This window comes from Priestia taiwanensis (assembly GCF_014638355.1).
GTDB classification, from domain to species: Bacteria; Bacillota; Bacilli; order Bacillales; family Bacillaceae_G; genus Priestia_D; species Priestia_D taiwanensis.
This window is the reverse complement of record NZ_BMFK01000001.1, coordinates 934,775-957,274: the sequence shown is the minus strand read 5'-3', so window position 1 is coordinate 957,274 and position 22,500 is coordinate 934,775. Positions and strand designations below refer to the sequence as shown.

The 22,500-nt window shown below is 34.2% G+C and carries 19 protein-coding genes, 1 pseudogene and 2 other annotated features; of the genes and pseudogenes, 17 read left to right on the top strand and 3 right to left on the bottom strand.

Annotated features, from left to right (window positions below; all coding sequences use genetic code 11):
* Positions 1-246 precede the first annotated feature (246 nt).
* Positions 247-2,343 carry a HelD family protein gene (locus IEV41_RS05080; protein ID WP_188388682.1) on the top strand — a complete coding sequence of 699 codons (2,097 nt, stop codon included), beginning with the start codon at positions 247-249 and terminating at the stop codon, positions 2,341-2,343.
* 45 nt (positions 2,344-2,388) lie between these two features.
* On the opposite strand, the gene mle is transcribed toward IEV41_RS05080, so the two are convergent.
* Positions 2,389-3,246, bottom strand: a complete 858-nt coding sequence (mle, locus tag IEV41_RS05075; protein WP_188387338.1) for an alpha/beta fold macrolide esterase — start codon at positions 3,244-3,246, stop codon at positions 2,389-2,391.
* A gap of 219 nt (positions 3,247-3,465) precedes the next feature.
* On the opposite strand from mle, the gene IEV41_RS05070 reads away from it, so the two are divergent.
* The 6 genes from IEV41_RS05070 (at position 3,466) to IEV41_RS05045 (ending at position 7,782) form a co-directional block, all read left to right on the top strand.
* The gene (locus tag IEV41_RS05070; RefSeq protein WP_188387337.1) at positions 3,466-4,503 is read left to right on the top strand and encodes a DUF2332 domain-containing protein; all 1,038 of its coding nucleotides are present in this window, start codon (positions 3,466-3,468) and stop codon (positions 4,501-4,503) included.
* 89 nt (positions 4,504-4,592) lie between these two features.
* Positions 4,593-5,345 carry a quorum-quenching N-acyl homoserine lactonase AiiA gene (gene aiiA / locus IEV41_RS05065; protein WP_188387336.1) on the top strand — a complete coding sequence of 251 codons (753 nt, stop codon included), beginning with the start codon at positions 4,593-4,595 and terminating at the stop codon, positions 5,343-5,345.
* An 18-nt stretch (positions 5,346-5,363) separates the two neighbouring features.
* The gene (locus tag IEV41_RS05060; protein ID WP_188387335.1) at positions 5,364-5,723 is read left to right on the top strand and encodes a hypothetical protein; all 360 of its coding nucleotides are present in this window, start codon (positions 5,364-5,366) and stop codon (positions 5,721-5,723) included.
* Between the two features lie 16 nt (positions 5,724-5,739).
* A complete protein-coding gene (locus IEV41_RS05055; protein WP_188387334.1) occupies positions 5,740-6,309 on the top strand; it encodes a DinB family protein in 570 nt (189 codons plus the stop codon).
* Between the two features lie 91 nt (positions 6,310-6,400).
* The gene (clpP, locus tag IEV41_RS05050) at positions 6,401-6,982 is read left to right on the top strand and encodes an ATP-dependent Clp endopeptidase proteolytic subunit ClpP (RefSeq protein ID WP_188387333.1); all 582 of its coding nucleotides are present in this window, start codon (positions 6,401-6,403) and stop codon (positions 6,980-6,982) included.
* A 146-nt stretch (positions 6,983-7,128) separates the two neighbouring features.
* Entirely contained in the window at positions 7,129-7,782 is a 654-nt protein-coding gene (locus IEV41_RS05045) for a sigma factor-like helix-turn-helix DNA-binding protein (RefSeq protein ID WP_188387332.1), read from the top strand.
* A gap of 227 nt (positions 7,783-8,009) precedes the next feature.
* Here IEV41_RS05045 and IEV41_RS05040 read toward each other — a convergent pair whose 3' ends face one another.
* Positions 8,010-9,236 (bottom strand): chloride channel protein, encoded by a 1,227-nt coding sequence (locus tag IEV41_RS05040; RefSeq protein WP_229722147.1) that lies wholly within the window; start codon positions 9,234-9,236, stop codon positions 8,010-8,012.
* A gap of 272 nt (positions 9,237-9,508) precedes the next feature.
* Positions 9,509-9,737: a binding site (T-box leader), on the top strand.
* 32 nt (positions 9,738-9,769) lie between these two features.
* Positions 9,770-9,998, top strand: a binding site (T-box leader).
* 56 nt (positions 9,999-10,054) lie between these two features.
* On the opposite strand from IEV41_RS05040, the gene thrS reads away from it, so the two are divergent.
* Both thrS and IEV41_RS05030 read left to right on the top strand, forming a co-directional pair.
* Positions 10,055-11,965 (top strand): threonine--tRNA ligase, encoded by a 1,911-nt coding sequence (thrS, locus tag IEV41_RS05035; RefSeq protein WP_188387331.1) that lies wholly within the window; start codon positions 10,055-10,057, stop codon positions 11,963-11,965.
* A 186-nt stretch (positions 11,966-12,151) separates the two neighbouring features.
* The gene (locus tag IEV41_RS05030) at positions 12,152-12,577 is read left to right on the top strand and encodes a cytidine deaminase (protein WP_188387330.1); all 426 of its coding nucleotides are present in this window, start codon (positions 12,152-12,154) and stop codon (positions 12,575-12,577) included.
* A 52-nt stretch (positions 12,578-12,629) separates the two neighbouring features.
* Here the strand turns inward: IEV41_RS05030 and IEV41_RS05025 are convergent, their stop codons facing one another.
* On the bottom strand, positions 12,630-13,151 hold the full coding sequence (locus IEV41_RS05025) for a DinB family protein (protein WP_229722146.1): 522 nt from the start codon (positions 13,149-13,151) through the stop codon (positions 12,630-12,632).
* 516 nt (positions 13,152-13,667) lie between these two features.
* Between IEV41_RS05025 and IEV41_RS05020 the strand changes: the two genes are divergently transcribed.
* The 8 genes and pseudogenes from IEV41_RS05020 (at position 13,668) to IEV41_RS04985 (ending at position 22,489) form a co-directional block, all read left to right on the top strand.
* Entirely contained in the window at positions 13,668-14,345 is a 678-nt protein-coding gene (locus IEV41_RS05020) for a response regulator transcription factor (RefSeq protein ID WP_188387328.1), read from the top strand.
* Between the two features lie 2 nt (positions 14,346-14,347).
* Entirely contained in the window at positions 14,348-16,132 is a 1,785-nt protein-coding gene (locus tag IEV41_RS05015) for a sensor histidine kinase (protein WP_188387327.1), read from the top strand.
* Positions 16,133-16,248: 116 nt separating this feature from the next.
* Positions 16,249-16,974 (top strand): annotated as a pseudogene (locus IEV41_RS05010) (IS1595 family transposase); the annotation flags it as partial.
* A gap of 92 nt (positions 16,975-17,066) precedes the next feature.
* Positions 17,067-17,648 carry a glycerol-3-phosphate 1-O-acyltransferase PlsY gene (gene plsY, locus IEV41_RS05005; RefSeq protein ID WP_188387326.1) on the top strand — a complete coding sequence of 194 codons (582 nt, stop codon included), beginning with the start codon at positions 17,067-17,069 and terminating at the stop codon, positions 17,646-17,648.
* A 219-nt stretch (positions 17,649-17,867) separates the two neighbouring features.
* Positions 17,868-18,551, top strand: a complete 684-nt coding sequence (locus tag IEV41_RS05000) for an N-acetylmuramoyl-L-alanine amidase family protein (RefSeq protein WP_188387325.1) — start codon at positions 17,868-17,870, stop codon at positions 18,549-18,551.
* A 326-nt stretch (positions 18,552-18,877) separates the two neighbouring features.
* The gene (locus tag IEV41_RS04995; RefSeq protein ID WP_188387324.1) at positions 18,878-19,657 is read left to right on the top strand and encodes a polysaccharide deacetylase family protein; all 780 of its coding nucleotides are present in this window, start codon (positions 18,878-18,880) and stop codon (positions 19,655-19,657) included.
* A 349-nt stretch (positions 19,658-20,006) separates the two neighbouring features.
* Positions 20,007-20,693: a response regulator transcription factor gene (locus tag IEV41_RS04990; protein ID WP_188387323.1), complete on the top strand. Its 687-nt coding sequence runs from the start codon at positions 20,007-20,009 to the stop codon at positions 20,691-20,693.
* Complete coding sequence (locus tag IEV41_RS04985; protein ID WP_188387322.1) at positions 20,690-22,489, top strand: HAMP domain-containing sensor histidine kinase; 1,800 nt, start codon at positions 20,690-20,692, stop codon at positions 22,487-22,489. The genes IEV41_RS04990 and IEV41_RS04985 overlap by 4 nt, the downstream gene beginning before the upstream one ends.
* The last annotated feature ends 11 nt before the right edge of the window (positions 22,490-22,500 follow it).

The window sequence follows — 22,500 nt, the reverse complement described above, 5'->3', positions numbered from 1 at the left end:
GAATATAATACCTAATGTTCCTGCTTGTATTGTTTCACTGTTTGAAATATAGTGGATGCTATGCAATGGAATTTCTTCATGCTTTTAGCAAACTACTTCATATTAAACTTTCCTTATTATCGTGATACATTCACTAAAAAGTATTTTTTTCTGAAAAATCAAAATAAAAATCTTGACTTAGAATCTTCATATTGGATACAATGATACTCCGACTGTAAAAAATTGTGTCAATGGAGGTGCAGAAAGATAATGAATATATACGATGTAGAACAAGAAAAGTTAATTGAAACACTGCAGATGATCGACGAGCAATTGCATAGCTTAGAACAAGTGCCAGTGTATTACGGAGAAGATTTGACAGAGCAAGTGCTTGAAAGTGTGCGGAAGAATAGCCGTCAACGATTGCGTATTGCGGCGAATGAAAGTTACTTTGCTCGGTTGGATTTCCAAGAAGAGCATCAAAAAGATTCCACTCCAATCTATATTGGAAAAGTTGGAGTATCAGATGAAGAAACACAGCAACCACTTGTTATTGACTGGCGGGCACCAGTAGCAAGTATGTTTTATTCATTTACAGGTGGAGACGAAATGGCATTTTATGATTCACCAGAAGGAATGGTAGAAGGGTATGTTCATTTAAAGCGAAACATTGCGATTCGAAAGCGAGAGATTGAGCGAGTAGTTGATACATATATAAAAGGTAGCGAAGATTTGTCCTTATCAGATGACTTTCTCTTGTATCGTCTTGGTGAAAATAAAGATAATAAATTAAAAGATATCGTTTCAACAATTCAAGCAGAACAAAACGATATTATTCGTGCGGAAAAAAATGCACCTCTTATTATACAAGGAGTGGCGGGAAGTGGAAAAACAACAGTAGCCTTGCATCGATTGGCATACTTAATTTATGAATACCGTGAACAAGTGAAGGCAGAACGAATGATTATTTTTGCACCGAATAGTGTTTTCCTTGATTATATATCGAATGTTCTTCCCGAATTAGGAGTTGGTGATATTGCACAAACAACGTTTCAGGATTGGGTAATACAATTGCTTGATCATAGCGTATCGTTGCGTTCATCTGAGAAACAGTTGCTCCAACAATTTTCAATTCACCAACAAAAGGATGAAATGCAGGCTGGTCAATTAAAAGGGTCGCTGACTTTTCAAAGGTATATAGATGAAAGTCTTACACAGTTTGAACAAGAAATTCTTCCAATGAAAGACTTTGAAGCATGGGAATTTAGTATCTTACAAGCAAGTGTGATAAAAGAGTGGATGAAAGAATATGAGCATTATCCACTCGTAAAGCGAAGGGAACGTGTAGTAGCTCGTATAAAGCGTTGGATTGAAATTGAATTGAAAGAAGTGGGCGATGCTAACCGTCGGAAGCAGTTAAAAAAACAAGCGACGTCGCGCCTTACTTCATATTTAAAAAGCTGGCCAAAAGTAAATGCCATGACATATTATAGTTCGTTGATGCAAAAAGAGTCATTAGAGAAAGTTCTCCCAGTAGAAGTAATCAATGAAACGGGAAAAAATTGTCGTAAGAAAGAAGTAATGCTAGAAGATTTAGCGCCTCTTGCATATATTTACTTTAAATTAGAAGGCATTCAGCCAAGTCAAAAGTTTCATCACGTTGTCATTGACGAGGCACAAGATTTCTCACCGTTCCAACTTGCGGTATTGAAAGATGTAACGATTGGAAATTCGTTCACTATTTTAGGTGACTTATCTCAGGCTATTTACAATTATTATGGAATCGATGATTGGAATTATTTCCGCTCGTTATTTCCACAAGATGTTCATTACTTCGAGTTAACACGTAGTTATCGTTCTACAATGGAGATTATTTATTTTGCGAATGAGGTAATTAAGACAGCTAATATACCAGTCAGTCTTGCAACACCAGTATTCAGGAGTGGAGAAGCGGTTAAGGTGATGAAGGCAGATAACCAAATAGAATCCCTCCTAAAGGAAATAAGGAGACTACAACAAAAAGATACGAAAACAATAGCTATTATTGGCCGAACAGCGGCAGAATGTGCCACAATCTATGAAAGTATGCAAGAGATTGGAATAGAAGCAAGTCTTATTGAATCCAAGAATTTCACCTATACGGGTGGTATTTCCATCGTACCTGTGTATTTGGCAAAAGGATTAGAGTTTGATTCCGTATTAGTAATAGATGTAGATAGCCTTCATTATACGAAAACAGTACAAGATGCACGGTTGTTATATGTAGCGTGTACTCGTTCCTTACACGAGTTGACACTTTTCTATACGGATAAGATGTCGCCATTGATAGAACAGATTGATACTTCTTTATATGAAAATAAATGAGAAAAAGAGATGTGTTGCTATAGTAGAAAGCAACACATCTCTTTTTTATGATGCAGTGGAAGTATGGTTAACAATCGCTTCAATAATCGTATCCCAGTCATTGAAATGAATTTCATGACCTGTTCCTTCGAGAGGTAATAGAGAGGCGTGTGGAATTTCTTCTGCAAGTGCAATTCCGTGTGCGTATGGGAGCATGGTGTCTCCTGTACCATGTATAATTAATGTAGGAGCACTTATTTCTTTTATTTTTCCTTCATAATAATCATCACCTGTAAGGGAAGTATGATTAAATATGCTAAGTATATTATTCGCTCGTTGTACTTCTGTTCGTACTTGTTTTTCTACTCTCTCTTTGTCAAATGGATGTTTTGGGCCACACATTAAGCTAGAACCTTCAACTAAATAATCAATGACAGCTTCTTTATCCGACCAATCTAATGTAGCACCTTTCTTATGAAAAATGAAAATTCTTTCATCCATTGGAGGTAAATCTCTATCATTCTCCTCCGCACCGTATAAACAAGAAGCAATTAATGTTAGAGTTTGAATTCTTTCAGGTTTATTGACTGCCATGATTTGAGCAATCATTCCTCCTAATGACATACCTATAATATGTGCTTGTTCAATATTGTATATGTCTAGTACGCCAAGAGCATCGTTCGCTAAGTCTATAACAGTGTAGTTTGAACTACCAGGTGTATATGTAATAGAACGCCCAACATCTCGGTGGTCATAACGAATAACAAAGTACCCTGTATTGGCGAGTCGCTTACAGAATTCATCATCCCAATATACCATTGAGCACGTAGCACCCATAATTAATAAAATAGCAGGATTTGCTTTGTTTCCGAAACTTTCCGTACATATTGTAATACCATTAATATCGTTTATTTGTTCACCCATCATAATCCCTCGCTTCATTTAATAAATGAACTAGCCCTATTAGTTTAACATGGAAAAAGAAGGATATTTGTTCGTTCTTGTCGAATAAATTAATTATTATATTCGACAAGAAAAATGAAAGATGAGAACAGGTTCTTTCACATCGATTGACATATGATTTTCTAATATAGTCATACATAGTAAGGATTTTTAGTGATGATTTCTAAGGAGGCGTATGAAATGGAGACAGAGAGAATTTCAAAGTGGTTTGAGCATTTTGCTGATAGGGAGTGTGTAGGTTCTAGTGAACTATATGATTACTTATCACGACAGATAGCAAAAGATGAGGAATTAGTACAATTGGCTTCTTATGCTAGAGAAGGACAACCTGTTCCTAATTTGTTTTTAGGAGCGGTTCATTATTTATTGTTGGGTGGAAAAGATCATCTACTTAAATATTACTATCAAAGTATGACAGATAACCCGAAGAACATCGAAGAATCATTCCCGCATTTTAAAGATTTCTGTATAACACATAAAGAAGAAATTATTCTACTTCTTCAACAAAAAATCGTGCAAACAAATGAAGTAAGGCGCTGTGCATATTTGTATCCAGCTTTTTGTTACATATATGAAAAGACGAAGAAGCCATTAGCATTTATTGAAATTGGTACAAGTGCAGGATTGCAGCTTATTTGGGATAAGTATGCATATTCGTACGGTAAAGAAGAAGTATTTGGACATAAAGAGTCAGATGTACATATTCATGCTGAAATCATAGGGGAGAATAAGCCTCAGTTCCTTCAAGAGTCACCGCCAGTTACAGCGCGCATCGGTTTAGATTTACACATTAACGATGTGAAGAAAGCACACGATTCTTTATGGCTACGAGCATTGATTTGGCCAGAACATACAGAACGAGTAATACTCTTTGATCAAGCAGTGCAGAAATTACGAAAAGAAGAAGTAACATTGATAGAAGGAGACGGTGTAGGATTACTTTCTAAAATTGTGAAAACGATTTCGATTGATAGCACGTTATGTATTTATCATACACACGTTGCAAATCAAATGCCGTTAGAAGTGAAGAACTTATTATTAGAGAACATACAAAAGATTGGAAAAGAGAGAGACATTTTTCATCTTCATAATAATATATGCGATACAAAATTGCGATTAGATTCTATTGTGAGCGGTGTGGAGTCATCTGAACTTGTAGCGGAAACAGACGGACATGGTAGATGGTTTAAATGGGAATTAGTAAGTGTTAATAGTTGATACATGTATGTCGAAAGTTATTGATATTCACTTTATATGACCTTTGTTAGGATGAATATGTAATAAATCGATTAGAAAGGGTGAGAAACATGACAGTTAAGAAATTATATTGTTTACAAGTAGGTACAATTTCAAACGAACAATCACTTATTAATAGTTCACTGCCGCCTGGGAAATTTATCGATATTCCAATTTGGGCATATATCATAGTAACCGATAAAAATATTATGTTAATTGATACAGGTATGCCAAAAATCGCACTGGGAAATCGAGATGTTTTCAAAGGCACGCATGTAGAGGGGTTAATATTGCCTAATATGGTTGACAAAGATTTAATAAGTAACGCTCTGCAACAAATAGGGTATACAGTTGAGGATATTACATGTGTCATCAGTACACATCTTCATTTTGATCATGCTGGTGGTAATGAATTATTTAAAGATATTCCTATTTATGTACAAAAAGTAGAATATGAAGCTGCATTAGAAGATTATAATTACTTGAGAGAATGCGTACCGACAGATTTGAATTATCACTTCATTGAAGGTGATTATACAGTAGAAACGGGAGTTGAACTCTTATTTACACCCGGTCATTCGGCAGGACATCAATCTGTACTGCTTACAACAGAAAAATCAGGGAAAATACTGCTTACTATTGACGTAGCTTATACGAAGGATACTCTTGATAAGGAGCTACCAGCTGCTTACTACAATACAGATATGGCATTAGCATCAATAAAGCGGTTGAAGGATATAATTGATAAAGAAAACCCACTTGTTTTTTATGGACATGATATTGAACAAGGAAAAGAAATTAAGTCATACCCAGCATATTATTAAATTGTAAAGGATGGAAGTATGAATATAACAAAGATCACCACAATAATTGTAGCAGTGACGGTCATTATTGTAGGTTCTCTTTATTGGTATAAAAACAAAGGAATTAGTGAAGAGACTGCGCAAAAAGTAGAGCGAGCTGTCATTACTTATTCAAAAGAGAAACACAACGTTGATGTGGTCATTGAACGTGTACATCAGCCGATGCCAGAAGGTCAATTTGGTCCAGAGAACGTAACAGTAACGGGGCATGTGAAAGATGATAAGACAAAAGAAATATGGGCATTAGTTAATTATAAGAACAACTTTGAAGTTAGTCAGATATCTGTGAATGATTCTGTTACACAGACATATTATTCATTAGATAGGTTATCTAACTAGTGGAGGGATTCATGTAATGAAATCTACTAGTATATCCCGACATTTTGACACGCTGGAGAAGCAAAGAGAGTTATTTATACCTAACGTAAAATTACTTTCTAAAGAGCAACTATGGTATCGGATGAATGATGGAAAATGGTCAATTGGTGAACATCTTTATCATTTATATTTGATGGTACGCATGATTAAGGTTGTAACGAAATGTTCATTTGTACTTCTTCCATACGCAAAGTTACGTAGAAATGCGCCGTTCGAAACAGAGATACATGATATTTTTGTAGCATTTCAAGAAAAAAAAGGAAGAGGTATGAGTGCACCGTTTGTCATAGCGCCACCTAAAAAGGTTCGTTACTCAATGGATATAATGGAATTAGAGAAGGTATTAGAAGGCAAAACAAATGAACTTAAAACGCTAGTGGCGAATATAGAAGAAGAGGTTGCAGGACATATTCGATTTTTTGATCCAATGGCGAAGTATCCGAATTTGATTCAAGTTATCCAATTAGTAGCGATTCATGAGCAGCATCATTTTCGTATCATACAGAGGGCATGCGATATAGAAGGGACACACAATCGGTATAACTAAAGTGTGTCTTTTTTTATGTTACCCGTATCTTTTTTATACGTTTCTTCGTTATAAGAGGAAAGAGTTACTTATAACAAAAGGAGGAAATAAAATGAACCTTATACCATATGTAGTGGAGCAAACAAAACATGGGGAGCGCTCGTATGATATTTATTCACGATTATTGAAAGACCGAATTATTTTAATTGGTGATGAAATCAATGACCAAATTGCAAATAGCGTTGTCGCACAGTTACTTTTCCTAGCAGCAGATGACCCAGACAAAGATATTTCCATTTATATTAATAGTCCAGGTGGTTCGACTTCAGCGGGATTTGCGATTTTTGATACGATGCAATATATTAAGCCGGATATTCGTACAATATGTACTGGTATGGCAGCGTCTTTTGGTGCAATGTTGTTACTTGCAGGAACGAAAGGAAAGCGTTTTGCATTACCAAATAGCGAAATTATGATTCATCAACCATTAGGCGGTGCAAGGGGGCAAGCGACGGAAATTGAAATATCCGCTCGTCGTATTTTACGATTAAAAGAACATACTAATAACATCATTGCAGAGCGAACTGGCCAAGATATTGAGAAAGTCAGAAGAGATACAGAGCGTGATTATTTTATGAGTGCCGAGGAAGCGAAAGAATACGGGATTATTGATCATATTGTAAGCGCAACGTAAAGAAAAAAAGCTGTTATGTATACGACATAACAGCTTTTTTCGTTTTGTTTACTCGTATATGATAAGATGGAATATATGTGACCCCGTATCTTTTTGGCGTGATGATTCGTTATAAAAAATAGAGAGGTAGTAAAGGAGTGAATCTAATGACTAGTGAAATAGTGAAATATGTAGATAATGAAATAAATCATCATACAGATACATTAACTGCGTTGCAGAAGTATTGTAACTTCTTAACAAAAAATAAATGGGACGCAGATGACTTATATCAAGAAACGTTATTAAAAGCATTTAAAGCATATCACTTACATGCGAAAGTACAACCATCTTTATTAAAGAAGATTGCATATCATCAATGGATTGATGTGATAAGAAAACGAACATTTGAAGTAACAACCGACAAAGAGATGGAGCTTTTCGGTGAATATAGAGAAGATTACAAGGAATATGAAGAGATTGATATGATTTTACACCTTTTAACTCCAAAACAAGCAGTTATCTTTGTACTCAAAGAAGCGTTCTTATATCAATCAAACGAAATAGCACAGATTATGCAAACGACGGAAACAGCGGTAAAAGCAGCTTTAAGACGTGCGAGAAAGCGAATTTCTTTTTTTGATACAGAGGAAGAAATAGTTGATGAATATAGCAATGAGGAAGACGAACTTTTGCAATTAATATACCATTCTCTTCAGACAGAAGATCCAACACTGTTAATACAACTGATTCCGTCTATGCCGTTATTATTACCAGATATAGATGTTAAAGCATTAACCCCATCATTTTCATTAGCCGCTTAATAAACAGCAACTTCCTCTTTCTATGTTCTAAACAATGAAGAAATTTAGATGAGTATCGTTGTGTATGATATAGAACCTGTAAGAGAAGTACGCCCATACGAAAAGTATGATGAAACAATAAGAAACAGGCCATTTTTATTTTTAATGAAATAGATGGTAATGTTATTGGCGCCTATCATATAAAAAGCATGGCACGTGAACATCGTGTCATGCTTTTTATTCGTCTTTCATAATTTTTCATCCATACTTGAAACAGGAAATGCATTACCAATAACAGCTGCCCCGAGCATTGGTAATAACAAATTAATTGGGAAGAACATAAGTAACAATAGTGTCACAGCAATTGGCTTTTGCATTGCGTAGGCTAAAAGAGCTGTCGTTACAAAGGCAACGGAAGCGATAGGGTCAATATGTACAACGATAGATAGCGCGTATCCAATGCATGCCCCTGAAAAGATAAGAGGGAAAATATGCCCGCCACGCCAACCTGTACTTAAGCAAACAGCTGTAATGAACAATTTAAATACTCCAGAAAGAAATAGTAGGGAAAAGGATAAGGAACTCCAGTCATGGACTAATTCTTTTAATTCATGTTCTCCTGAAAAGAGTGTATATGGTAAGAATGTTCCTGCTACACCTAATAAGATACCCCCGAGTATTCCTAGTGCTACCTTATGTCGTTGAAATGGGTGGAATATCTTCTCTAATCCGTGTTCTACTTGAAGGTAGACGTACCCTGCACTTGCACCTATGCAAGCAAGTGGTAAAAAAGCAAGCCATTCACGGAATGTTAAAATAGATGCCCCGAAATTAACGATGAAGGACCCTCTATTATCTAATTGACCTAAAAGCAGGAAGACTGAAAATCCAGCTAACGTAGTTGCCAAATAAACAATGGTTTTGTCAGCTTTTGATATTTTCGTACGTAATTCTTTTTCATTTTCACTTGGAGCTAAGTACCCAAACAACGGCGCATTAAAAATGATGCTAAGTGTAGCGCCAATACCGACTTCTGTTAATGCATTCATTTCTTTTATCGTGAAGGAAAAGCGATCTCCAACCCATGTACAAAGCCCACCAATAATCCCAACAAGTGCGGCTTCTGGCCCTAAGCTAGCTCCAAACAATAATGCGATAAGAGCAGCCAAAATAACTTGGTGGATAAACTTATAATGAACTCTGCCAGTTTTCTTATATTCAGCCATTACTTCTGGCATCAAACGAGGATATGGTCCAAAATGTTTTTGTGCTAATCCCACTAGAACGCCACCAACAGTTGTTACAAGAATAGTGTAATAAGGTTGATATCCTAATACGTTCGGTATATTATGCCATATGAAGTGAATGCCTATATTTACAACGAGTAAAAATAGCCATGCAGCAAATCCAACAATTGAACCTAAAAACATCCCATAAACCATAAACAAAAGGCGATTTTTAATTAGAATAGCCATGATTTTGCCTCCTTTATAAGTTAGTATGGAGAGTTTGGAGGTTCTGATACCGTAAGATGTGAAAACTAACATAATATCACGTACCGTATTTGTGTTAGTTTGTTTACATGTACGGTAAGCAATACTACAAATAACCAAATGGATATTTATTGTCAATCTCTACTTGTATTCCATATGATATAGAAAAATAATTTGCGAATGAGCACATAAAAAATCAAAATGCTTGATTTCTAAAAATAGAGAATATATAATCACCTTAATCAAAGAAGATTCGATAAGCGATGAGAAGGACACGAATTATTTTTACGGCTTTACAGAGAGGGAGAGTAGCTGAGAACTTCCAAGCGCAGGGAACTAATTTACCACCTTCGAGCTGTATTGGGGAAACAAAGTATCCAATACCGTACATGCTACGTTACAGCAATCAAAGCTACTATACTGATACAAGTAGTATAATAGAAATTTGGGTGGAACCACGGGTATAACGCACTCGTCCCTTTTATAGGGATGAGTGCGTTTTTTATTTTTATAAAGAAAAAGCAATGAGAAGGACACGAATTATTTTTACGGCTTTACAGAGAGGAAGGGTAGCTGAGAACTTCCAAGCGCAGGGAACTAATTTACCACCTTCGAGCTGTATTGGGGAAATAAAGTATCCAATACCGTACATGCTACGTTACAGCAATCAAAGCTACTATACTGATACAAGTAGTATAATAGAAATTTGGGTGGAACCACGGGTATAACGCACTCGTCCCTTTTATAGGGATGAGTGCGTTTTTTATTTTTATCAAACAAAGAAATGGAGAGTGTATGAGATGAGTAAAAACATAATGATTCGTTTTCCAGATGGAAACATGAAAGGATTTGATAAAGGTGTGACATTAGAAACTATTGCCTCATCAATTAGCATTAGTCTAAAGAAGAAAGCAGTCGCAGGAAAAGTAAATGGTATGTTATATGATTTACGTCGAAAGATCGAAGAAGATGCTGAAATTGAACTAATCTTGAATGATTCAGAAGAGGGTATTGAAATCATGAGACATACAGCTGCTCACGTATTAGCACAAGCTGTACGAAGAATATACGGAGACATTCAGTTAGGTGTAGGACCTGTTATTGAAAATGGCTTTTATTATGATATGGATTTATCAGATGCAGTTTCAAACGATGACTTACCACGTATCCAAAAAGAAATGAAGAAGATTGTTGCGGAGAACTTTCAAATTGAACGACTAGAAGTTAGTCGCCAAGAAGCGGAAGAAATATTCCAACATGATTCGTTGAAACTCGAGTTATTGGAAAGTCTTCCAGACGGAGAAATTATCTCATTATATAAACAAGGTGAGTTTTTAGATTTATGTCGTGGTCCTCATGTACCGTCGACTGGATTTCTTAAAACTTTCTCTCTAACAAAAGTATCTGGTGCATATTGGCGTGGCGATAGTAATAATAAAGTACTTCAGCGTGTGTACGGTGTCGCTTTCGCATCACAAAAGCAATTAGATGATCACTTCCTCTTCATGGAAGAAGCCGCAAAACGTAATCATCGTAAACTTGGCAGTGAGTTAGAACTATTCATGTTCTCAGAAGAAGCACCTGGTATGCCGTTTTATTTACCGAAAGGTCAACTTATTCGTAACCAATTAGAATTCTTCTTACGAAGTATTCAACAACAACATTATCAAGAAGTACGAACACCATTTATGATGAATCAACGACTATGGGAGAATTCAGGTCACTGGGATCACTATAAAGACAATATGTATTTTTCAAAAGTAGATCATGCTGAATTTGCATTAAAACCAATGAATTGTCCAGGACATATGTTGATTTATAAAAATAAATTGCATTCATATCGAGATTTACCAATTCGAATCTCAGAGTTTGGGCAAGTACATCGTCATGAATTTAGCGGCGCATTAAATGGGTTATTACGTGTCCGTTCATTTTGTCAAGATGATGCACATATCTTCGTAACACCAGAACAAATCGAAAGTGAAATGAAATCAATTGTTCAATTAATTGATGAAGTATATGGCATTCTTGGCTTTGAATATAGCGTCGCACTTTCCACTAGACCGGAAAAAGCGATGGGTGACTTAAACTTATGGAATCGTGCGGAAGTTGCATTAACAAATGTACTTGAACAACTCGATATGCCATATGAATTAAATGAAGGAGACGGAGCGTTTTACGGGCCGAAGATTGATTTCTATATAAAAGATGCGTTAAACAGAAGTCACCAATGTGCAACAATTCAATTGGATTTCCAAATGCCTGAGAAATTTGACTTATATTACGTTGATGCGAATAATGAAAAGCAACGTCCAGTTGTTATACACCGTGCAATATTGGGGTCAATTGATCGTTTCTTCGGTATCTTAATCGAACACTTCGCCGGTGCGTTCCCAACTTGGTTAGCTCCAGTACAAGTAATGATTATCCCAGTCTCCCACGAAGTGCATAGTGACTACGCACAACAACTAGAAGAGAAATTCCGTCAACAACATGTACGTGTCGAAGTAGATATACGTAATGAAAAGTTAGGATACAAAATCCGTGAGGCAGGACTACAAAAGATTCCGTATATCTTAATTGTTGGTGACGAGGAAATGAACAACAACAGCGTAAATATTCGCAAACGTGGTGAACAGAAAACAGAGGTTCAAGTGGTAGAAGATTTTCTTCAGTCACTTCAAAATGAAATTGAAAATAAAGTGTTGTAATGAAAGAGCACTAATGATTCATGAGAAATCATTAGTGCTCTTTCTATCTAAGTGTATTTTATTGTACCAATCTGCTACGTATATAGCAGATTGGTACAATAAAATATATGAAAACTCAACTGAAGAAAAGGTAGAAATCATACGATGATTTGTGGGTGGGAACGAGAAAAAAGAAAGGGGATTGAAATGAAAACATATCCTTTAACAGCTAATGATTTTGCGTTAATTGATGAAGCAAAACGAAAAATTTCTTGTTTATATGAAGACGACAAACATCATATAGGAGCAGCGCTTCAAACGCAGTCAGGGAGTATTGCTTCAGCGGTTCATATAGAAGCTTATGTTGGACGGGTTGCAGTATGTGCAGAAGCTATTGCAATCGGAAGTGCAATTTCAACTGGTGATAAGTACTTCGATACAATTGTTGCTGTTAGTCATCCATATTCAAATGAAGAAGATAGAGAGCTAAAAGTGGTTAGCCCGTGTGGAATGTGCAGAGAGTTAATTTTTGACTATTCACCGGAATGTTTTGTGATTTTAGAGATAGACGAGAAATTACAGAAAACTAAAATTGGTGAACTAATTCCTTTAAAGTATAAAAGAGAAATATAACGTAAAAAACCTTGATTACTCTGTAGAGTAATCAAGGTTTTTTAGTAATTTATTAAGTTAGAGTAGGTATCGATTTTCCATTTGTTATTTTCCGTTTTTCTTTATACCATTTACGTAGTTGGTTAATATGAGCTTGGTGATACCTATTGTGATCTGCGATGTGCCATATACCCCAGCGAATAGTTGCGCTTGCATCGTTTTCATAAGGAATGATGGTATTTAAGTGCTTGTCAGTTAGTTGCATGCAAACAGATTTAAACATGTGAAAGACTTCATCATAATCAGAAAGAAGTTGTTTTAATGAAATACCGACAATGGATGGGATTTCATTGTTTTCATCTAACAAAGGGCCATATTTCTTTTCAAGGAGCGCTGGTATGGATTCATTCTTAATTCTGAAAACCCAGTTTAAATCTACATATGTCAAATGCCGTATTAATTGTGCGGTGCTATTGTATGTTTGATTTGGCCCTTTATAATCTAATTCTTCTTGTGACATATCTGCAATCATAGATAGTAATCTCCTACAATTACCTTCAACAGTAGAATAAAACATGCCTACAATCGGTTCCATTTTGGGGTTTCCTTTTAAGTCTAGAATCATTTCTTCACACCTTGACAGATTACAAATTTTGGTCATAAATCTAGAAGAACATATCTCTATTTACTTCAAATAGAGTTTTATTATTAATGAAGAAGTTTGATTTCTCGTTTAGCAGCAGGTAGTGATACTTGTTTTTTATAATAAATTGTACATTTCTCTATAATGACTTTTTATGTTTTCTAGTTTGTTTCTCCGCTAATAGATACGCCTTTGGTTAATTGACATAATAAGAGGTTTGGGTGTAATCTTAACTTTTTGGATTCACTTCACATTCAATGACCACCTTCCATAATTTAATCCACATAGGTAAATAATAATAATTGATGTGTGTAGAAGGAATTGTTTTATTTACTATCTTTCCATTTTTCCCTTTTCTTTTTTCTGCACTTTATCTTTATGTGCAAAATATATAATTAGCTAACGTTATTAAATAGTCCAGAATGATAGGTGACGATATTTAATGGATATAGTAAGGAGGAGATATTCATGCAACGAACCGTCTTAATTGTAGAAGATGAAGCTATTTTACGTGAAATTATGAAAGATTATTTGGTAAATGAAGGATATGCAGTGTTAGAAGCAGGTGATGGAAAAGAAGCGCTAATTCAATTTAAAGAGAACGAAGTCCACCTAGTTATTCTAGATATCATGTTACCTGAATTAGATGGTTGGTCTGTTTGTCGTAGAATTCGTAAAGAGTCAAATGTGCCTATCATCATGTTAACTGCTAGAGCTGATGAAGATGATACATTACTCGGCTTCGAATTGGGAGTAGATGATTATGTGACAAAACCATATAGTCCAGCTATTTTATTAGCAAGAGCCAAACGATTAATTGACAGTCGATCTTCTTCGCCAGTTATGAGAAACGAAGACACGTTAACTAAGAATGGTATCCATGTGCATTTTCCTTCTCGTACAGTAACGGTTAATGGAGAAAACATAGGTTTGACGCACACAGAGTTTGAAATATTAACATATTTAATGAGAAATCCAGGAATTATTATTACAAGAGAACAATTAATTACTAAAATTTGGGGCTATGAATTTGTTGGTGATGAACGCACAATTAACAGTCATATCCGCAATTTACGCCAAAAATTAGGCGACAAAGCAATCTGTATTGCCACTGTGGTCCGATCTGGATATAAATTTGAGGGATAGGTATGAAAAAAGGAATAGTATTAAAATTATTTTTACTAACAACAGCATTATGTACACTTATTTTAGTAACAATTTTTATTGGTCAAACGCTATTTTTTAAGCAATATTATGCCAATCGAAAAGTTGATGATATTCAAACGAATATGGAATCATTTGAAAAAGAATATGTACAAGCTGAAGGTGACGCGCAGAGAATTAAAGAGTTGGAACAAAATTTCTACCAAGAGAATACAGCATGGATTACTATGTTAGATAATGTAGGAAATATCAAATATGCAAATGATTTTTCTGTAGAAATTCAATTAGATCCTAATCAAAATGAAGTTTTTTCTAATCGTATAATTCAGATACCACTATATAATTTTATTAATTTGGAAGATATACAGCGGATGAAATTCTATTTAGAAGAAGGAAATCGGATCATTATTGATGGATTGCAAAGAGATGATACGGTAATTCCTGCCATTCTAACACTAGAGAACAATAAAGTAGCATTGGAGAATAGACACCTATCTGAAAAATTATATGGAAAACCTGATACAGTAGATCCCTTACGAAAAAAAAGTTCACAGTTATACTTAGCAGGAAGTGTTAAGAAAGTACAATTTCCGGAAGGCTTTAATTTTATATATACAAATCATGTGTTTATAGACAAGATAAAGCAATTTCAAGTGGAGTTAATATTGGATGAAAAATACAATGATTTAGCTTTTACAGAAATAATAGACTTTGAACAAAATGATATTAAATATAAAATTGTGATTAAGCCAACAAAAGATGTAAATGGTAAAATAAATTATATTTTTGTTATGACCTCCTTACAGCCAGTTGATGAAGCAGTAATGATGATAAAAGATTATTATATATACTTAATTATATTTGTATTAGTTCTTATTGTTTTGGTATCGCTCTATTACTCCAAAAGAATTTCTAAACCATTGTTAGAAATAAATAAGAGTACAAAAAAAATTGCAGATTTGGATTTTTCAGAGATGATTCCTATTACTACAAAAGATGAAATAGGTGACTTATCACAAAATATCAATAAACTTTCCAAAACGTTGCATTTGCATATTAATCAATTGCAAGCGGATATCGAGAAAGAAAAGCAATTAGAAAATACACGTAAAGAATTTATTGCTGGGGTTTCACATGAGCTAAAGACGCCCTTAAGTATTATGAAGAGTTGTATTTCTATTTTGGAAGACGGAGTTGCTAGTAATAAAAAGGATTATTACTTTAAAGCAATGGCAAAAGAAGTAGACAAAATGGATATGCTTATTATTGATATGCTGGAGTTAGCGAAATTCGAGTCTGGCACATATAAAATGGAAATGGATAATTTCTATATTAATGAAGTTATCGAGTACATATGTGAGCAATTAGATTCAAATATAAGAGAGAAACAGCTGCGTGTTCATAAACAACTAACTAACATTAAGGTAGTTGCAAATCAACATCGAATAGAACAAGTTATTACTAACTTTATAACGAATGCGATTCGTTATACACCAGAGAATGAACGTATTATTATTTCGACTATAGAAGAAAATGAACGTGTGAAAGTGTGTATAGAAAATAAAGGAGCACATATTGCATCGCAGCATTTAGAGAAAATATGGGACCGTTTTTATAGAGGAGATACGTCTCGCCAACGCTCTAAAGGTGGGACTGGACTGGGTTTGGCTATTTCAAAGAATATTTTAGAATTGCATGGTGTACAATATGGTGTATTAAATACGGAAGATGGAGTGTTATTTTTCTTCTATTTAAATAAAAACGTGTAGAATTTTAGTTCTGCACGTTTTTATTATTTGGCTCTGTTAAAGAATAATGTTGAAAATTGATAACTTTAAAAAAGTGGTTCTACTAAGAAAAAATATTCGTGGCGGATGGTTCAAAGATGAGTAAAGCGTTTAGCAATTTATTAAAATATATCGACAAATTATCACATACCGATAAAGAACGAGTGTTTCAATGGGTGAAACGCTATGTTGAACCTTCCTCAACTGTTGGTGATCGTCTAATCGATGAAATGCGAGAAGCTCGTTTTAAAGAAAGCTTTGAATGCCCTCATTGTACTTCTGAACACATTAATAGATTTGGCAAAGCTAATGGTCGCCAACGTTATCGCTGTAAGGCTTGTCGTAAAACGTTTACGGATACCACAAATACAATTTTGTTCCGAACTCGAAAAGGAAATGAATGGATTACTTTTGTTGAATGTATGTTTAAAGGGTATTCCCTGCGAAAATCAGCGGAAATCGTAGGAGTTACTTGGGTTACACTCTTCTATTGGAGACACAAGCTATTATCAGCCCTTAAACAAATGGATTTTGAAAAATTTGACGGTATCGTTGAAATTGACGAGACTTATTTCCTATACTCTGAAAAAGGTAAGCGTGGTATTTCTGATCGCAAACCTCGTAAGCGAGGCGGAAAATCCAAGCATAGAGGAATAAGCAAAGAACAAGTCTGTGTTCTTGTCGCAAGAGACCGAACTAAATCAACTGTTTCAAAGGTAGCGTGTATGGGACGTGTTGTGAAAACTAGGGTTGATTCAATGAGTGGGACTAAATTGTCAACTGATAATGTTATTGTTACAGACGCTTGGAGAGCTTATAAAACTATTGGGCTTTAACGCAATAAGGATTGCAGGAAAAAATATATAACAAATAGAACTACTTAAAATAACAAACTAAGTGAGGAGATAATAATACTTTGAATATTTTAATTCTGATTTTAAGTTATTTAATAGGCTCAATCTCATTTGCTTTAGTAATCGGTAAAATGTTTTATAAGAAGGATATTCGTGATTACGGTAGTGGTAATCTTGGTGCAACTAATGCTTATAGAGTTTTAGGCATAAAAGTAGGAGTAATTGTTGCAATTGCTGATATATTAAAAGGTACACTTGCTTGTTTACTTCCACTAATACTTAGTTCTACGGTTAACCCTATTGTATGTGGTTTATTAGCCATATTAGGACACATATTCTCTGTATTTGCCAGTTTTAAAGGTGGAAAAGCTGTTGCGACAGCAACTGGAGTTTTCTTATTTTTGACGCCTTTAGGTGTTTTTGTTAGTTTTGTAGTATTTATGTTAACTTTGTTATTTACTAAGTATGTGTCACTAAGTTCAATGTTGGCTGGTATAGCATTATTCTTTTACAGTCTCATAGTTGAAGATAAAGTTATCATAGCACTTTCTCTACTAATAAGCGTATCAATAATCATTCTTCATCGACAAAATATAAAGAGAATTCTAAATGGAACAGAGAACAAAATAATCGAAAGATATTGAGTATTACTTGTTAAGCTAAAGGGTGCCCGTTAGTTCAAGAAGACGGTGAACCTCAACAAATGAAGGTTCACCTAATTAACTATTTAAAAATTAACATTTAAATTTAACAGAGCCTATTATTTTTAAATAAAGTCAATTTTATCTGCATTTTATCTTTATCAGCATTCATTAATATTTTCAGTAGGAAGTGAATGAAATGCTGATAAGGAGATTATTGAAATGAAAAAAAGAATAATATTATTTTTATGCATAGCATTAATAATAGGTACAGGGTGTGCATTTTTAACTGTTAAAGGACAAAAAAATGTATCGGAAGAAGAGTTACGTTTGAAAGGTAAAACAATTGTGATTGATCCCGGACATGGTGGAAGAGATAGAGGAACAAAAGGGAAGACGCTTGGAACGATTGAGAAAGACCTTAATTTGCAAGTGGCACAAAACATAAAAAAGGAGTTAGAAGAAAGAACAGATGCAAAAGTTATATTAACACGTGAAAGTGATACTAGTTTGCTTCCAGAAACAAGTCAAAAAGAAGAATTACAAGCACGTGTACAAGTGGCTAAAGATCATTCGGCAGATCTTTATATTAGTATTCATCATGATGCTTTTGAAGATGCAAATGTAAAAGGAATAACAACTCATTATGGGGCTAATAAAAGAAAAGATAAAAAGATAGCAAAAATAATCCAAGAGGCTATTTTTAACGAAAATATAGATACTCGAGATAGAGGAGTTCAGGGTAGTGATTTCCTTGTTTTAAGAGAAAATCCGTCGCCAGCTATTTTAATGGAGTTAGGATTTACGTCTAATGAGAATGATGAAAGAAGAATGAATTCAGCAGAATTCCAGAAAAAAGCGCAAGAAGGTATAGTGAATGGCATCATTGCTTATTTTACTAGCTAACAAAATAGATAAATAAAAAACATTATTCTTTCTATGTTTCAATTAGGAAGAATAGTGTTTTTGTCTGTATAGCTCTAATAAGTGTAATAGTATGCATAGTTATTACCGGCAAATACGTGTTCTAAAGAGTAAAATCCAAGGAATAGTTTTTTGATTTATTTCGATATTATCTGCATTTTATTTTTATCTTGCTCTATTAAGCTATTCATTGAAGCATCATCTTAAAATAATGAAGTAACGATGTAGCTTTATGAATAATTAATAGAGGAAGGATAGATAAATAATGAGAGTATCAAAAAAAGAAAAAAAGTGCAATAACGAAGGGGATGTTATTACTAGGAATGGGTCTAGCAATGACTTTTTTCATCTTCTTTGTAACGGGGAAGTTCAACTCTATTCCAGTGGAAGGAGTAGTTACAGAAAGTGTTAAACAAATTAATAAGCAACAGGAGCAGCAAAATGAAGTACCATCAACAGTGAAAAAAAGACCGGATGGAAAAGTCGTTTATTTAACATTTGATGATGGCCCTACTACGCTAACAAATCAGTTTTTAGATGTGCTGAAAGAAGAAGAGGTGAAAGCAACATTTTTCATGCAGGGAAGCAATTTGCAAAATACAAGTTTTCAAGAAAGTGTAAAACACGCCGTAAAAGAGGGGCATTATATTGGGGGACATAGTATGACACATAATAGTGATAAGCTATATAGCAAAGGGAAATTTGTTCCAGAGATGAAAGAAACGTTAACCCTAATTCAGGAGATTACAGGTACAAATCCTAAATTAGTTCGTCCACCATATGGTTCTGCACCAGGATTGAAAAGTGAAGAAATTCGTAATCAAATTGTAGAAGCTGGAATAAAAGTTTGGGATTGGACCATTGATTCTCATGATTGGAGATTAAAAGGTAATCCAAAGCAGATTGTCGAAAATATAAAAAAACAAACGACAGAAAATATAGAAGTTGTTTTGATGCATGAAAAGTCACAAACATTACAAGCTCTTCCCGAAATTATTGATTTTTATAAGAAGAGAGGATATGCATTCGGAGTATACAATGATGCAGAACATTTCCATCTCAATTTCCAGAAAGATCAACGACTATAAAAATTTTATTCATATAATTTTTAACAATACGAGGTAAAAAAATCAATAGCTGATTGCTGAGGAAGAGATTAATAGTATGCTCTGAGTTATAGGTTGGAACGAATAAGATTTTTATAAAGGTGAAATTATTTGGTTAGTATTAGTATATTAATAGCTTGAAATAGAAAGCTATGATGAGTTTATCTATACTTTATGAGGGAGATTTTCATCGGGAAAAACAGTTCATTTTTCTTTTTCTGCACTTTATCTTTACTTTGTTAGTGTATGATTAATTATAACTACAGAATCATACTTGTTAGAATCAAGGTACAGAATAGTACTTCTATAATTTTATAAGGAGAAAATGTGTATGCAAAGAACTATTTTACTTGTAGAAGATGAAGATATATTACGTGAGATTTTGGCGGATTATTTATTAGATGCGGGGTTTGAAGTCCTGGAAGCAATAGATGGCAAAGAAGCTTTATCTATTTTTGAAGAGAAAGAGATTGATTTAGTCATTCTTGATATTATGCTGCCTGAATTAGATGGTTGGTCAGTGTGTAGAAGAATTCGTAAAACATCTAATGTACCTATTATTATGCTAACTGCTAGATCGGATGAAGATGACACGTTACTTGGTTTTGAATTAGGTGCTGATGATTATGTAACAAAACCATATAGCCCACCCATTTTATTAGCGAGAGCAAAACGATTAATAGAAAGTCGTTATCTCGCTGTACGTGAACCAGAGAAAGAGGAAACGTTAGCTTTAAATGGAATTCGTATTCATTTTTCGTCAAGAAAAGTTACCATACAGGAGCAGCAGATTAATTTAACACATACAGAGTTTGAGATATTAGCATACTTAATGCAAAATCAAGGAATTGTAATTACACGAGAGCAATTAATTACAAAAATTTGGGGATATGAATTTGTAGGTGATGACCGTACAGTAAATAGTCATATCCGAAATTTACGTCACAAATTAGGAGAGAAATCAACATGCATTTTAACAGTGGTTCGCACTGGGTATAAATTTGAGGGGAAAGTATGATGAAAGGAATTGTCCTAAAATTATTTGTGCTAACAACAATATTATGTATGCTTATTGTAGCAATTATTTATATTGGGCAAACTGTATTTTTTGAACGGTTTTATGCGAACAAAAAAGTGGATAACATAAAAACAAATATACAATCATTTGAAAAAAAATATATAGAAGCGCAAGGTAATGCACAGGTAATTCAACAGTTAAAGCAAGAATTTTATCAAGAACATACGACCTTTATTACAGCGCTAGATAGTGTAGGGAATATTAAATATAAGGATGATTTTTATACAGAGGTTCGAATTAATTCTTCAGAAGAATCGGTATTTTCTAATCAAATTCTTAAAATTCCGTTGTATAGCTTTGTGAATGTTGAGGATATAAAGAAATTAGAGGGGTATTTCCTAGAAAAAAATGCTGTTTCGATTACGGGGATAATAAAAGGTTCAGTTATTGTTCCAGTGGAATTATATATACGTAACAATAACAAAAACTTTGAAAATAGACCATTGTTTGATGAGTTATTTCGAAACGGAGAGCCAATGGTGAAAAGTGCGGTTAAGCCACAAGTGCAATATCAAGAAGGGAATAAGATTGTTCTAGTTGGACAAATAACGAAAGTACAAATACCTGAGGGAAATGTGCCAACTAACTTTATTTATAGAAATCAACTGTTTATTGATAGGGTAAAAGATTTTCAATCAAAATTAATCAGAAATATAGAGTTTACAGAGGACTACAATTATGAGGAGAATGGTGTAAAATACAAACTGTTTATCAAACCTATTAAAGATATCGATGGTACAACAACATATATTTTCGCTATGACGTCATTACAACCTGTTAATGAAGCGGTACAAATGATCAAGGAGTATTATATTTATTTAATTATACTTGTAGTTATTCTAATCGTTCTTGCTTCTTTTTATTATTCAAAAAAGATTGCAAAGCCATTATTACAAATAAATGATACAACAAAGAAAATCGCAAACTTAGACTTTTCAGAGGAAATAGTCGTCACTTCAAAAGATGAAATTGGAGATTTATCACATAATATTAACACTCTTTCTGGCGCATTATCTTCGCATATTAACCAATTACGCGAGGATATCGAAAAAGAAAAACAGCTAGAAAATACACGAAAAGAATTCATTGCTGGTGTATCACATGAACTCAAAACACCTTTAAGTATTATGAAAAGTTGCATGTCGATTTTAAAAGATGGTGTTGCTAGCCATAAACGAGATTATTACTTCGAGGCAATGGAAAAAGAAGTAGACAAAATGGATATGTTAATCGTTGATATGCTTGAATTAGCGAAATTCGAATCCGGAACCTATCACATGAAAAAAGACGTGTTTTCTATTGATGAAGTAATTAGATGTGTATGTGAACAGCTATCTTTAGAAATAGAAATGAAGAGATTACGTATGTATAAGCAGTTTGCTAATGTCGATGTATATGCCAACCAAAATCGCATTGAGCAAGTCATAACAAATTTCATTACAAATGCAATTCGATACACGCCAGAAGGGGAGAAAGTAATTGTTTCAACTTTAGAAGAAGAGCATATAGTTAAAGTATGTGTGGAAAATAAAGGAGCACATATTCTAGAGGAACATTTAGATAAAATTTGGGACCGTTTCTACCGTGGTGATGCCTCTCGACAACGCTCTAAAGGTGGAACTGGACTTGGATTAGCTATTTCAAAAAATATTTTGGAGTTGCATGGCGTGAACTATGGTGTGACAAATACAGAAGACGGCGTATTATTTTTCTTCTATTTAAACAAAAACGTGTAGAAATTTTATTT